The organism is Sanguibacteroides sp. AM78-02pH3A, assembly GCF_027666085.1.
Taxonomy (GTDB): Bacteria; Bacteroidota; Bacteroidia; order Bacteroidales; family Marinifilaceae; genus Gabonibacter; species Gabonibacter massiliensis.
On record NZ_JAQEHX010000001.1, the window covers coordinates 574,958 to 589,609 of the forward strand.

Annotated in this window: 11 protein-coding genes and 2 tRNA genes; 9 read left to right on the forward strand and 4 right to left on the reverse strand. The window is 42.8% G+C overall.

All coding sequences use genetic code 11. From position 1 onward, the window contains the following. Positions 1 to 83 precede the first annotated feature (83 nt). Both PGR74_RS02470 and PGR74_RS02475 read left to right on the forward strand, forming a co-directional pair. Entirely contained in the window at positions 84 to 995 is a 912-nt protein-coding gene (locus tag PGR74_RS02470; protein WP_152614092.1) for a L,D-transpeptidase, read from the forward strand. 12 nt (positions 996 to 1,007) lie between these two features. Next, entirely contained in the window at positions 1,008 to 1,697 is a 690-nt protein-coding gene (locus tag PGR74_RS02475) for a murein L,D-transpeptidase catalytic domain family protein (protein ID WP_082027469.1), read from the forward strand. A 9-nt stretch (positions 1,698 to 1,706) separates the two neighbouring features. On the opposite strand, the gene PGR74_RS02480 is transcribed toward PGR74_RS02475, so the two are convergent. From PGR74_RS02480 to PGR74_RS02490, 3 genes are all read right to left on the reverse strand, one after another. Beyond that, entirely contained in the window at positions 1,707 to 5,099 is a 3,393-nt protein-coding gene (locus tag PGR74_RS02480; RefSeq protein WP_146216409.1) for a golvesin C-terminal-like domain-containing protein, read from the reverse strand. A gap of 256 nt (positions 5,100 to 5,355) precedes the next feature. After that, positions 5,356 to 5,428: transfer RNA gene (locus PGR74_RS02485), tRNA-Gly, on the reverse strand. 229 nt (positions 5,429 to 5,657) lie between these two features. Further along, the gene (locus PGR74_RS02490; protein WP_041503611.1) at positions 5,658 to 6,092 is read right to left on the reverse strand and encodes an Hsp20/alpha crystallin family protein; all 435 of its coding nucleotides are present in this window, start codon (positions 6,090 to 6,092) and stop codon (positions 5,658 to 5,660) included. 166 nt (positions 6,093 to 6,258) lie between these two features. Here PGR74_RS02490 and PGR74_RS02495 point away from each other — a divergent pair, with 166 nt between their 5' ends. The 3 genes from PGR74_RS02495 to PGR74_RS14110 are packed head-to-tail and all read left to right on the forward strand — an operon-like array spanning position 6,259 to position 8,477. Next, a complete protein-coding gene (locus tag PGR74_RS02495; RefSeq protein WP_041504032.1) occupies positions 6,259 to 6,771 on the forward strand; it encodes a gamma carbonic anhydrase family protein in 513 nt (170 codons plus the stop codon). Positions 6,772 to 6,794: 23 nt separating this feature from the next. Further along, positions 6,795 to 7,445 carry a ribulose-phosphate 3-epimerase gene (rpe, locus tag PGR74_RS02500; RefSeq protein WP_181416479.1) on the forward strand — a complete coding sequence of 217 codons (651 nt, stop codon included), beginning with the start codon at positions 6,795 to 6,797 and terminating at the stop codon, positions 7,443 to 7,445. Between the two features lie 42 nt (positions 7,446 to 7,487). Beyond that, on the forward strand, positions 7,488 to 8,477 hold the full coding sequence (locus PGR74_RS14110) for a cell division ATP-binding protein FtsE (protein ID WP_316933177.1): 990 nt from the start codon (positions 7,488 to 7,490) through the stop codon (positions 8,475 to 8,477). Positions 8,478 to 8,557: 80 nt separating this feature from the next. On the opposite strand, the gene PGR74_RS02510 is transcribed toward PGR74_RS14110, so the two are convergent. Then, complete coding sequence (locus PGR74_RS02510) at positions 8,558 to 9,004, reverse strand: SPOR domain-containing protein (RefSeq protein WP_052634653.1); 447 nt, start codon at positions 9,002 to 9,004, stop codon at positions 8,558 to 8,560. A gap of 171 nt (positions 9,005 to 9,175) precedes the next feature. On the opposite strand from PGR74_RS02510, the gene PGR74_RS02515 reads away from it, so the two are divergent. The 4 genes from PGR74_RS02515 to PGR74_RS02530 all read left to right on the forward strand — a co-directional run bounded on the left by PGR74_RS02515 (position 9,176) and on the right by PGR74_RS02530 (position 14,578). After that, positions 9,176 to 11,728 carry a S9 family peptidase gene (locus PGR74_RS02515; RefSeq protein WP_041504893.1) on the forward strand — a complete coding sequence of 851 codons (2,553 nt, stop codon included), beginning with the start codon at positions 9,176 to 9,178 and terminating at the stop codon, positions 11,726 to 11,728. Positions 11,729 to 11,730: 2 nt separating this feature from the next. Continuing rightward, entirely contained in the window at positions 11,731 to 12,198 is a 468-nt protein-coding gene (locus PGR74_RS02520; protein ID WP_110688404.1) for a CYTH domain-containing protein, read from the forward strand. 129 nt (positions 12,199 to 12,327) lie between these two features. Then, a complete protein-coding gene (locus tag PGR74_RS02525) occupies positions 12,328 to 14,352 on the forward strand; it encodes a transketolase family protein (RefSeq protein ID WP_041503608.1) in 2,025 nt (674 codons plus the stop codon). Between the two features lie 153 nt (positions 14,353 to 14,505). Beyond that, positions 14,506 to 14,578, forward strand: a tRNA-Met gene (locus tag PGR74_RS02530). Positions 14,579 to 14,652 lie beyond the last annotated feature (74 nt).

Sequence of the window (14,652 nt, forward strand, 5' to 3'; positions counted from 1 at the left end):
ACATTCATAAACCCCTATCTTTCTACGGGTTTATAACGTATATTTAATCGAACTAACGAAGATAAAAATACACTTGTACAAGTATGATAAGAATATGTTTTCTATTCGTGTGTCTATTCGTGTACGGGCAAAAGCTCCCAACAGTAACGTTAGAAAAAGCGTTACTGTATAATCGCCACTCCCTGAAAGATACGTTTAACTCGGGAAAACAGAAACGGGTATTCCAGTGGCATAAAATAGCCCATCAATTAGATTATGTCACGGCCTTCCAAAAACGACATATCGTTTTAGGAGTATTACAAAATTATAAAAACAGAAACGGATTGGCACCTCTTGTTAAGAACATTCAAAAAAACAAGTATAATCAACAACAAGATACCTTGGGGGTAGAACGAAATCAGGCCATTCCTCTTTACCGGACAAATGATTTAACCGCACCGGAACGCTACGGACCGGACGGAGCTTTAATTGCTATTTTACAGGACAGTGCCCAATTCATCAAGGTGACATTGGCCTCTTTCCGAGGGGTATGGATGGTTCCACGCAAATACATAAAAACCCTGGATTCGGTTACTTTCGATAAAGCGATCTTCATAGACCGTACCAATCAATACGTGACGACATTGGAGAACGCCGATTCGGTTTGGCTGATCAGGAGTATGAATCCGGCAACGACAGGCCTGCATCGGCCTCCCTATTATAAAGAGACTCCTACCGGTATATTTGTACTACAAAACAAAATACCCAAAATGTATTACACGAAAGACGGATCGTATCAAAATGCAGGATTTGCACCTTATGCCAGTCGTTTCAGTCGAGGGGCCTATATTCACGGCATACCCGTGAATTATCCGGATACGGTCATCCACGAATACAGTTACACGCTCGGAACTACGCCCCGCTCCCATATGTGCGTACGTAATGCCACATCTCATGCTAAATTCATTTACGATTGGGCTCCTATAGACAAAACTATTGTTATTGTAATAGAATAAACTCAACCTATCATGATCTCAAACAAAATCAGCTACCTATTATTTATTTCATTACTCGTCTTTCATACAAATTCAGGTCAAGCCGACACACCCCTCAATAGTTTCAGCCTCTACCATGAAATGAAATTAAACCAGTTGATGGATTACAAAGTTTTCAAATACGCCATTGACGGATATAACAAAATTCCCGTCAAAAAACCGATTCTTACCGTCATTGATTTCACAAAGCCCTCTACTTCGAAACGACTGTTTGTTATAGACCTTAAACTAAAAAAACTACTATTATCCACCCATGTCGCTCATGGAAAAAACAGCGGAAATAATTACGCAACCTCTTTTTCCAATACGCCGAGTTCGTACAAAAGTTCCTTGGGATTCTTCCTCACGGAACGGACGTATCAAGGTAAAAACGGCTATTCGTTGATCTTGGAAGGATTGGAAAAAGGGATAAACGACCGAGCCAAAGAGAGAGCAATTGTAATCCATGGTGCAGACTATTGCGATCCCTCACTTTTATCATCAAGAGGTCGCCTCGGGCGCAGCCTGGGGTGTCCGGCCCTTCCCCGGCAGGTATCCCGCAAAGTCATCGACCTGATAAAAGAGGGATCCCTGCTATTCATTTTCGGAAAAGACATTCGTTACGAAAAACAGAGCCCTATTTTATCCGCCCCTCTTCAACATGCTTTACACCCGTCTCCCTGATCTCTTTTATCAATCTATTTTTATCCATTTTACAGCATCGGCAACAATCGCTAAATCTTTTCTCCCCTTTTCGTCCTTGTCCGAGAGAGTAACGGAAACTTCTCCTTCAGGGAAATCGAACTCGCCAAGAGAAGTCCAAACAGAATGTATTTCCGCATCATTCCCCTCTATTTCAATATGTTCCTCTATCCCTTCGCTTTTTACCGTGTAGTAAAGAACAACATCGGATAAATAATTTTTATCAACTCTTTTGACGTATCTGTCAAAAGGTATATACCCTGCCTTTACCATAACCCTGTATTTCCCCTTTTCCTTTAACCGGGCTTTCCAGGTTGCCGTGCAACTACCCGAACCAAAACTCTTGTAATAACAACTTCTCACGGAATCCCCCTGAAAATTCGGACCAATAAAACTCTTCCACAAGCGGATCGACTCACTTTCTCTATTCAAATGGGTACTCTCCTCTCTCTTCTTAATCCCGAACCATTTTTGCAGTATGGTCTGGTTTACCTTATCATCAAATGAAAAACCGGAGTCCATATTATCCACCATGGTTTCTCGCGGGTCCGAAGCAAAAACAGCAGGGTCTATATCTGTCCAGCTAACCCGCGTTTCCAGTTTTTCAGGTTTTTCACGGGTTCCTCTTTTCCACACCATAAAGGTATTCGGACGATTGGATGACATACCGGTAGTTACTTCCGCATTCGGTCCCCATTTCGCACAATAAGCCATATAAAATGATTTGGCTTCCCCGGGATTCAAATAACAACTGTAACGTTGAATAGCCTCTTCATTTTTTATACAGACCACGACAAAGCCGCCCTCTTTCCCGCAATTCTTCACTTTTCCTTCCAGTTCTGCCCATCCGGATCCGGTCACGAACTTACCGGATATCGGATCCGGATAAAAGTAAGAGGTTAAATCTTTTATTTTAAAATATTGATTGTGACGAACGTTCAACCATCTTTCAAACACTCTTCCGACATCTCCTCCCGTTCGACTTTTTAGCTCTTCACAAAAATCCTCAAAACGAATCATTCCCCGGCGGGTATGGTAAATATCATCTATCGCCCTAAAGAATGTATCCACGGAAACTTTCAACCCTATATGGTCCACCAAATCGCGTAAACTCCACAACATCACGTTGTACCGCGTTGTTTGAGCGATATTCTCGTCCAACATAGCTTCTTTTAAACTGTGTTCCCGGATGTAATCACGAGCCGTCTCCATATCCCCGACTCCAAATTTTCCCCCCCTACCCATTAAAAACGACTTATCCAAATAAAACCTGTCCCACAGTATGTTGATAAAGGGATATTGTTCCGAGTAAATCGACAAACGACGATCCGTCATTAAAGAACTAATATCCGACGGATTCAGTTTCACCGCATTCGAAGCATAACTGTTTTGCATTAACAAAGGATGACTGTTCGATCCCGGTGTCCAGTCCTTACTCAAACAGTACCAAAGATTAATACCTTGTTCCAGAGTAGGATTTTGTGCCTCTTGCATATAGACCTGTCCATCCCCGATATTAATAGGAATGGGAGATCCGTCCCCAACGGGTTTATTGAGTATATCGAACATGTCGACAGTATAGCTTCTTTCCGGCAAGAAAAAAATCCCGGGTTCGATTTGACCGCCAAGGACTCTGCCTTCATTGGATTCTATCCGAAACGACAACGGGGTCTCTATCAAACTCAGACGAGCCGTCGCCCCGTCTTTCCAAGTTAAATCCGCAAAATTCAATCCATCAGGAAACATATACGGGTTTTCGTAAAAAAATAATTTCACGTCCTCCACTTTCGCCGCGGCAAAATGCTTAAAAAAAGCCTTGGGTTCCGTTATGGTATTCAAGGAAAGCCTTACCAGACTATCCACATCCAACTGTCTCGTTTTAAAATTCCCGCCACAAACCGAGATCCCCGGTAAATAACCGGAAGAGATGAAAACGAGTGTGTCTCCCCGTTCGGAAACTCTCCCTTGCGAAAAGAGGGAAGCTTGACGAGGAGCCACCACCTTCAGGTAATAAAGCGTCATATCCTTTCCCGTGTTCATCGGCATAAAAGGATGTACCGGGGCAATCGCCGTCGGATACCATCCGCACGCGGGTGTCAACAACAAATAATCATCCCCGATAAAAGCACTGCGCCGGCCCGTGGGAAAGAACAGATCGTTATAGAAAGGATTCTCGTAATCCTGATCCGACAATTGCAAATTCGTGAAACTCTCATCGATTTTTCCCGAGTAACACACACGTAACCGCAAGGAATCACCGCCATCTATAGGACGATCCAATATAATAATTTGTCCGTCCCGCTTAAAATTTACGTTTTTTCCCCTCTCCTCCACGTCTTCGACCCGTAATCCCGGATTCAGGAAAAGAAGAGGTCGGTCGATCTTTTCTTCTGTCAGGTTACACAAAATCAGATCGCTTTCCATGAAAAGCCGATCCTGCCGTTGCTCCATCCTTATCGAATGACGTTCTATATGACAAAGTTTTCCCTTCCAGTGATTACGGAAACTTTCACGATATTTTTCACGAGTACTTCGATCAGACCAATAAGCGGCCTCAAGCAAAATACCACACGCAATACCCAACAAGATAAGGGTTCCCCCCCCATAGGCGTAAAAGGTCGCACGTTTTTTCACGCTCGGTAAACGCTTCATTCCCTTTATGCTGCAAAATACGAATCCCGTACCCAACAGCAAAAAAATCGAACGATGCAATAAATAATATCCTAAACCCAGATGCCCTGTCACATCTGAAAACAGATTAGGCACCCCGGTCGCTAAAAAATCTACCGTACCATGTAATACATAAGGCAACCACACGATCGATACGCCTAACCAGCCGAGCAGAAGCAAAAGTGCCAGGTAGCGAAAACGCATAACACGAACCGACCAAAGACTCAACCCCATCATAAAAATCAAAGAAGGAATATTCAACGTGAAAAAATAAAACAGGTAATACCACGGATTCAAAGGTGCCAAACTGTTTAAATTTACAAAAAAGATGCAGGCTAACATTACAATCACGTTTACAATGGAAAACAACATGACATTCCCCAATATCCGTCCCCACGTGTAGTCTGCATTCCCCATCGGACGGGCATATATCGGCTCTAAGGTTTCTCCCATCCCCTCCCTCCTCGGGAAATCAGTCATTATAACGATCACGAATAACGATTGCAGAACACTAAACAGATAGGCATTTATCAGAGGCACGGATGACGGAAGAGCAACTAACTTCCAATTCTCACAATACCCCTCTCCCTGCAAAAACAGTTGGTATAAGGTAATACTGAATAAAGAAACGAAAACAAACAGCAAAAATACCCATCCCCTGCTTTGTTGTTTCGCCTCGTAAACGGCTACATGGAACACGTCACGCATTTTCATAAGTCATTCGGTTATAAAACGGTAAAAAATAGTTATCAGATTTCCTTTTTGTCGGTAGACTAACGGAAATTCAGAATTCACCGTCCGAATACCAATCTCCCCCTCAATTTCTAATTTCTTTATTTAATTTAGATTTTGTAAAACTAAATATATAGTAGATAAAAAACAAATAAAATTTACTATTTTACAAATAGGGATAATTTCTTTTAACAATACAAAACGTCGTCCGAATTAAAATCGGACGACGTTCTACCGGAGCGAAAAACGGGACTCGAACCCGCGACCCTAACCTTGGCAAGGTTATGCTCTACCAACTGAGCTATTTTCGCAAATATAATCAATAACACTTTTGGCATCTTTAAACCTTACCAAGGTTGCATCGATGACGCTTCGCTTTGGGCAAGGTTATGCTCTACCAACTGAGCTATTTTCGCAAATTATCAAATGCATCTCACATGCCTTTTATTGCGATGCAAAGGTAAACTCTTTTTCAAAAAAGAACAAAAAAATCGGCCGATTTTTTTTTAAAAATCGACCGATCACTCAAAATAAAACCACCTACTTTACCTGTATCGTCTTATTTAATTTAGCTCTCTCTTCGTTTTTAGGCATCGTAATATCCAAGATACCGTCTTTATAAACCGCTTCGGCTTTACCGACATCGTATTTATCCTCCGGCAATTCTATCGTACGATGAAAAGAGACGGAGGTAAACTCTCTTCGTAAAAATTTTTGTTTACCATCTTGCTCTTCCTTCTCCTCTTTTTGTTCACCGGATATTGTCAGAAAACCATCTTTATACTCTAACTTAATATCTTCTTTTTTCATCCCCGGAACTTGAAGTTCCAACGTCAGATTCTTATCGTCCTCTTTCACGTTCAAAGCCGGAATCCCTCTTTGTTCGTTAATCGTCTTAGGCCATGTATCGAAAAAATCATCAAAGAGATTAGAATAAAATGGCCTTAAATCACTATTTCTTTTCACTATGCTCATAATTTTACCTCCTCTATTAAAAGTGATCGTTTAGTTTAATTGTACATCGTCTTATACGTTGAAAATTCCAAAGTGTTACAAAAAGAATATATAAAATCACGAAAGGAAATTGTTTTCTGATGCATATTTCGTAATTTCGAATCCTGAAAATAACGAAGATTTTACTATGGCAATTATTAAAGAATTAAACGGACATTCTCCCAAGTTCGGAGAAAATTGTTTTATTGCTGAGAATGCAGCAATCATTGGAGAAGTGGAAATGGGCGATAATTGCAGTATTTGGTACGGTGCTGTATTACGGGGAGATGTACATTATATAAAGATAGGTAATAATGTAAATATTCAAGACAACGCAACCATCCATGCCACCTACAAAAAGTCGCCAACAAATATAGGTAACAACGTATCCATTGCGCACAATGCGGTCGTCCACGGGTGTACGATTCATGATAATGTACTAATCGGCATGGGAGCCATCGTGTTGGACAATGCCGTTATAGAAAGTAATTCCATTGTCGCCGCGGGAAGCGTGGTAACCAAAGGCACCGTCGTTGAATCCGGTTGGGTATATGCCGGAGCCCCGGCCAAAAAACTGAAAGAGATGGGGCCGGAATTACTTCGTGACGAGGTGGAGCGTATCGTAAACTCCTATTCCACGTATGCAAGCTGGTATAAGTAATTTAAAAAAACGGAATAAATTATATGAGTATCATAGTCTCTCCTTCCTTACTATCTGCAGATTTCCTTCACTTGGCCAAAGATGTTGAAATGGTTAACGAAAGTTCCGCAGACTGGTTTCATTTGGATATCATGGACGGCGTTTTCGTCCCGAATATTTCTTACGGTCTACCACTCGTATCACAAATAAAGAAAGCAGCCCGGAAACCGTTGGATGTGCATTTGATGATCATTCAACCCGAACGTTACGTGGAGGCTTTTCATAAAGCAGGAGCCGATATATTGACGGTCCATTACGAAGCGTGTACGCATTTACACCGGACTTTACAACAGATCAAATCACTGGGAATGAAGGCCGGGGTAGCTCTCAATCCGCATACCCCGGTACACGGCTTAGACGATATCATTCAAGACATCGATGTGGTTTTGCTTATGAGTGTCAATCCCGGATTCGGCGGACAATCTTTTATAGAAAGTACGCTCCAGAAAGTTACAAAACTCAAAAAACTGATAAAGGAAACAGCATCCTCCACCTGTATAGAAGTCGATGGCGGTGTGAATTTCGAGACAGGACGTCGGCTTGTGGAAGCCGGGGCAGACGCTTTGGTTGCGGGGAGTTTCGTATTTAACTCTCCGGACCCGAAAAAAAATATTGAAGGATTGAAAAATTTATAATCCGCCGACCGAAGGTGTAAAAAATAGTAAAACGATACGCTTATGTCTATGGGAACTATTATCAAGCTGGAGCAAGCAGCTATCCGGCAACAAAAGAACACGGTGTTAAAGAACGTTAACCTGGAGATTGCCGAGGGCGAATTTGTTTATATCATCGGAAGAGTAGGTAGTGGAAAAACGTCTCTATTAAAAACAATATATGCCGAAATACCTTTAGAGTACGGAAAAGCGGAAGTTGCCGGATTCAAATTAGGCAAGATAAAAAAATCCCATATCGCCCTATTAAGACGAAAATGCGGCATCGTGTTCCAGGATTTCAAATTACTCACGGACAGAAATGTTTATGCCAACTTAGAATTTGTATTGAGGGCAACAGGATGGAGAGACAAAAAAGCGATCCGGGAACGAATAGACGAAGTCCTCGATAAGGTGGAGATGCCGGATAAGAAAGATAAATTCCCGCATCAACTCTCCGGAGGAGAGCAGCAGCGTATTGTATTGGCCCGGGCTTTATTAAACGCCCCTCCCCTTATTTTGGCAGACGAACCGACCGGAAATATAGATCCGGAAACCTCCTACCATTTGATCGAACTGCTGAAAGACATTTGTGACAGCGGGAAGACGGTTATCATAGCAACCCACCAGTACGACCTGATCACCAAATTTCCCGGACGGGTTTTCCGATGTGAAAACGGAACCATTCTTGAAGACCACTCTTTTTCTGAGATTGTAGCGGAAAACCCGCCCTTAAGTGAAGAAGAGATCGAAAATATCGTGGAGAGCAACCCGGAAATATTAACACGGAATCCGGAAAACGAGACTTCAACGGTAGAAGAGTGCGTCATAAACACGACTGGCAATAATATGCCTGTGGAAGAAAGCGTTATGGAGTCCTTGGAATCGGAGCAGATGCCGACGGAAGCCGAAAGCATGGAGGAAGGAAAAACAGAGGACTCATTTTTAACAGAAGAAAAACAGACAGATAAAAAGGAAAATGCGCCGAACGATGCGATAGGTATTGAATTAATATAAAAAACGGGCCGAATCCAAAAAAATACCGCTTATGAAGTGAAAAACATCATAAGCGGTATTTTTTTATATCAATCAGATTTTTAGTTATCTTTCGTAATCAATAACCACGCATCCGAAAACTCCGGATATCTCTCTCTCACCCGTATCAGTTCGGCCCTTGCCGGGGCCTCTTCGTCAAAACCGGCAATACTTACCCGATTCATTCCGGCATCATTTTTCATAATGATACTATTATATCCCTCACCGATCAAACGGTTCCGTAACCTAATAGCATTGTCTTCATTAGAGAAACTTCCTACAATAACGTTATACTTTTTCATAACATCGCCGTGGGTCATGGTTACTTTCTCTTCCTTAGAAACAACAGGCTTACCGTTTGTCTTCTTCTCCTGCGTTTGTGTTGTAGGAACTGTTTGCTCAATTACCACATCTTCCTCTTCTTCGAAAGGCGGAGCATATACCTTTTTATTTGTCCCGCAACTGGCCGCAATGACAGCCAACATAATTATCAATACAATACTTTTCATTTTTTCCCTTCTTTAAATGTTATAAATCTTTTATCTACGCAGAGCAAAATTAATGATAAAAATTACATCATAATAAATTTTATTCAGAATTTTCAAACATTCTACGTTTTAGGATTAACTTTGTTCTGTTTTAAAAGGACAAATAAACAATTATACCATAATCAAAAAAGAATGAAAAAACTACTCCTTTTCGTTTGGGTTATATTTTCCTTTCAAGTGCAAGGACAAATAATCCGGGAATGGATGAGTCTCCCTCCTATTCCTGTGGAAATGCCCGCTTTTCACGATCAAAAAAACGGGAACAACCAATCTTTCACTCCCGTTTCGCTTTTAGAATTCTCGACTCTATCCGTCGAAAATCTCACTCCTGTTCCGGAAGGCATCGAACAAGGAACAAAAGATTTTCAATGGCGACGTTCGGATGCGGTTGACGGGAAAGTCCGTTACTCCTCACGGGGAAAAAAGCCTTCGATCGTCTATAACGCCGTTTATATGGCCAACACGGAATGGATGGATGGCAGCATGACTTTCCATTTCAGTACTCCCGCGGAAGTATTTATAGACGGAGAAAAAGTACTTACTTACGAAGCCTGTAACGAGGAAGAAGAAAACGTCCCTAAAGAGATACGCAGAAATTGGATACCGGGCAAACACACGATAATCGTAAAAAGTCTTGTACTCCCGAACTCCCCGCAAACCTTGTTTTCCGCCTCCTTTAAAGCAGGAGATGAGTTCAAAAACATTCCCGTAGAGTTTACCCTTTCCCCCATGAGAGGAAAAAATATTTACGATGTATTGAACGGAACCCGTATCGGAGACATACAAACCTCCCCTTCTGGTAAATATTTGCTTTTAAGTGAAACGGAAATCATAAAAGGCAAGAGTAGCCGAATAACCTATCTTTATCGACTTACAAATAAAGAAATCATTTACTCTTTTTACGGAAAAGAGACGACCGACATCACTTGGGTACCGGGGCAAGATAAACTCTCCTTTTTGATACCGGAAGGAAAAGGACATTCACTTTATACCTATGATCCTGAAACCCGACGCCAAGAATGCCTCATCAAAGCCGATCGCTCGATCTCAGGATACCGATGGTCTCCCGATCGAACCTACTTGCTTTATTACCAATCGGAAAATTATAGCGAAAAAGAGTGGGAGTTGCGTAAAATCGAAGGTATGGAAGACCGCCAACCCAATTACCGTACCCGTTATTTCCTTTGTAAATATGATTTCAAAAGCGGAATCCACTCCCGTCTGACTTGGGGAAATCAAACCACGTCAATCATGGATATCAGTCACGACGGTAAACAGGTTGTCATCACTACAAACCGTCCGGATTACAACGAATATCCGTATAGTAAGCAATCCGTTTATCTGATGGATATACCGTCGAACCAAATCGATACCTTATGGCAAGACCGCCCGGTCAGCATATATTGCTCGTTTTCTCCCGACGATAAGCAACTGTTGGTGAGCGGAGGCGCTAACGCTTTCGGGAATACAGGTGTTAACATTCGTAAAGGACAAATCGTAAACGAATACGATACCCAACTTTTCATTTACGATCTGGAAACCCACCGGGTAGATCCGATTACCAAATACTTCAATCCTTCAGTCTCTACTTCCTATTGGCATAAAGACGGCTCTATTTATATCATCGCGGGCGACACGGATTATATCCACCTGTTTCGTTACCGAAACGGTAAAATAGAAAAGATCGATTGTCCGGGAGACGTCATCCAAAGACTCTCTTTACCGCAACAGGGTGATTTAGCTGTTTACACGGCTTCCGATCAAAGTTACCCCACTCGTGTCTATACCTTAAATCTCACGGATCTGAGCACGCAATTATGGGATAACCCGGCTGAAGAACAGTACAAAAATATTGTTTTCGGAAAAGTCAAGGATTGGGATTACCAATACAAAAGGGGCACCACTATTGACGGACGCTATTACCTTCCGGCCGATTTTGATCCGAGTAAAAAATATCCGATGATTGTCTATTATTACGGAGGGACCTCTCCCGTCGAAAGAACTTTCGGAGGACGCTGGCCGTTTAATTTATACGCGGCGAACGGGTATGTCGTGTATGTTATGCAACCCTCTGGTGCCACGGGATTCGGACAGGAGTTTTCCGCACGTCACCAAAACAACTGGGGAATCATCACGGCAGACGAGATCATCGCGTGTACGAAAGCTTTCTTAAAAGCACATCCGTTCATAGATCCTCAAAGAGTAGGCTGTATGGGAGCCTCCTACGGCGGTTTCACGACCATGCTTCTGCAAACCCGTACCGATATATTTGCCTGTGCGATCTCCCATGCCGGAATCTCGTCCATATCCAGCTACTGGGGTGAAGGATATTGGGGATACAGTTACAGCACCCAAGCAGCTGCTTACTCTTTTCCCTGGAACCGAAAAGACATATATGTTGATCAGAGTCCTTTATTCAACGCGGACAAAGTGAAAAAACCGATATTGTTATTACATGGAACAGCCGACGTGAATGTACCCACCGGAGAGAGTATCCAATTCTATACGGCATTGAAACTATTGGGCAAAGAGGTGGATCTGGTTTTGATCAACAATGCCGACCATGCAGTAGTCGACTACGATCAACGAATCCTATGGAATAATACCATTTTATCTTACTTTGCCAAATACTTAAAAGGTCAACCGGCCTGGTGGGAGAATATGTATAAAAATAAAAATTTATAATCATGTTCCGGGAAATCGAGCGCAAATTTTTAGTCAACGGAGATTTCAAATCACAAGCATTTAATAAGACTCAAATCACACAAGGATATCTGTCTTCCGTACCGGAACGCTCCGTAAGGGTACGCATAAAGGGAGATCGCGCCTACCTGACCGTAAAAGGAAAGGGTAATGCTACCGGGGCGAATCGTTTTGAATGGGAAAAAGAGATATCCGTCGGTGAAGCCGAAGCATTACTACAAATCTGTGAACCCGGAATCATCAATAAAACCCGCTACTACGTAAAAGCGGACAAATTCACGTACGAAATAGACGAATTTCACGGGGGCAACGAAGGTTTAATTTTAGCAGAGATAGAATTGGAAGATGAAAACGATACTTTTCCGAAACCGGAATGGATAGGAGAAGAGGTCACGGGAAAGCGGAAATACTACAATTCGATGCTAAGCAAACACCCCTTTTCGGAATGGTAAACACATAAAAATCAGGATGAATATATAATCCTGATTTTTATTGAATCCCCGCTGTCTATTTTCTTGTTTTCCCATGGGAAAATCGTAACTTTGCGCAAAAATTTTAACAATATCTCAAAAAATATAGGCATGGATAAAATCCTAAATCGAGCAGCGGATAACATCCGTATTCTTTCAGCCTCCATGGTTGAGAAAGCTAAATCTGGCCATCCGGGTGGAGCCATGGGTGGAGCCGACTTTGTAAATGTTTTGTACTCCCAATTTTTAAATTTTGACCCGGACGATATGAGTTGGGCCAACAGAGACCGATTTTTCTTGGATCCCGGACATATGTCCCCCATGCTGTACTCCATTCTCAGTCTCGTGGGGACTTACAGTATGGAAGATTTACAAAATTTCCGTCAATGGGGAAGTGTGACTCCGGGACACCCTGAAGTCGATGTTAAACGAGGAGTGGAAAACACCTCAGGCCCCCTGGGGCAAGGACATGCCATGGCCGTGGGGGCAGCAATCGCAGAGCGATTTTTGGTCGCTCGATTCGGTGAATGGATGGCCCATAAAACCTACGCTTTTATTTCTGACGGAGGTATTCAGGAAGAAATTTCTCAAGGAGCCGGCCGTATTGCCGGAACATTGGGATTATCTAATCTGATTATGTTTTACGACGCAAACGAGGTGCAGCTTTCGACCCGCGTCAACGAAGTGACCAGAGAGGATACGGCCATGAAATACAAGGCATGGGGCTGGAATGTCATTACCGTAAACGGAAACGATGCGAAAGAAATCACAGAGGCTCTGAAAGCTGCCAACGAAGAGAAGGAACGACCTACCCTTATTATCGGGAAAACATTAATGGGAAAAGGAGCCGTAGGGGCTGACGGGGAAGATTTCTCCGACAAGGTCTCCACTCACGGACAACCGTTAAGCGCCGCAGGCGCCTCTATCGAGAAAACCATTGAAAACTTAGGAGGAGATCCACAACATCCGTTTGTTATATTCCCAGAGGTTAAAGAATTTTACAACAAAGTATTAGAACAGAAGAGGGCTTATGCCAAGGCTAAAAAAGCAGAACAAGCCGCTTGGGAAAAAGCCAACCCGGAATTAGCCGCAAAATGGCATCGTTTCTTATCCGGCAAAGCTCCCGAAATCGACTATAAATCCATCGTACACAAGCCTGGAATTGCTACCCGTGCCGCATCGGCCGACGTATTAGTCGAATTAGCCAAACAGGTTGAAAACATGATCGTCAGCTCTGCCGATTTAAGCAATTCCGATAAAACAGACGGATTCATCAAAGGCGGAGCCCGAAATCTGATAAAAGGAGACTTCAGCGGAGCTTTCTTCCAAGCCGGAGTTGCCGAATTAACCATGGCTGTTATCTGTAACGGGATTGCCTTACATGGTGGTATATTCGTAGCTTGCGGTACGTTCTTCGTGTTTTCCGACTACATGAAACCGGCTGTTCGTTTAGCCGCGTTGATGGAGATCCCCGTAAAATTCATCTGGTCGCACGATGCATTCCGCGTGGGGGAAGACGGACCGACTCACCAACCTATCGAGCATGAAGCACAGCTCCGGTTAATGGAGAAACTTCATAATCACTCCGGCAAAATGAGCCTGTTGGCCCTTCGTCCGGCGGATGCCGCCGAAACTTCCGTCGCGTGGAAAATGGCCATGGAAAACACCTCCACCCCTACCGCACTGATCCTGTCCCGGCAAAATATCAAAGACCTGCCGGGAGGATTCGATGAAGCCTTACAAGCAGAAAAAGGAGCATACGTGGTAACCAAAAACGCGGAGAATGTCGATATCGTATTGATCGCTTCCGGTTCGGAAGTATCTACCTTACTGGAAGGTGCACAACTATTAAAAGAACGTAAAGGCATATCTTCTCAAGTGGTATCCGTTATTTCCGAAGGATTATTCCGCGAGCAATCCTCAACATACCAAGAAGAAGTTATCCCGGCCAATAAGCCCAAATACGGTTTGACAGCCGGTCTTCCCGTCACGTTGGAAGGACTTGTCGGAATAAACGGACGAATCCACGGAGTAAATCATTTCGGTTATTCGGCCCCGGCGAAAGTATTGGATGAAAAATTCGGATTCACCGGAGAAAACGTATATAACGAAGTATGCGAAATGTTAAAGAGATAATTTCACAAAAAATTAAACAAGAACGGGGATCGTAAAATCCCCGTTCTCTATTTAATTACCGGACATATCGCAAAAACAAAAAAATCTTTGTATATTCCGAATATAGCATTATCTTTGCACTCGCAAAGCAAGGAAAGTTGTTTTAGCACATATTGCGGGATGGAGCAGTTGGTAGCTCGTTGGGCTCATAACCCAAAGGTCGTCTGTTCGAGTCAGGCTCCCGCTACTAAATAAAAACCGTTCGAAATTCTCTTTCGAACGGTTTTTAATATTAGCCAGTTTGTTTGAACCGTCTACTCG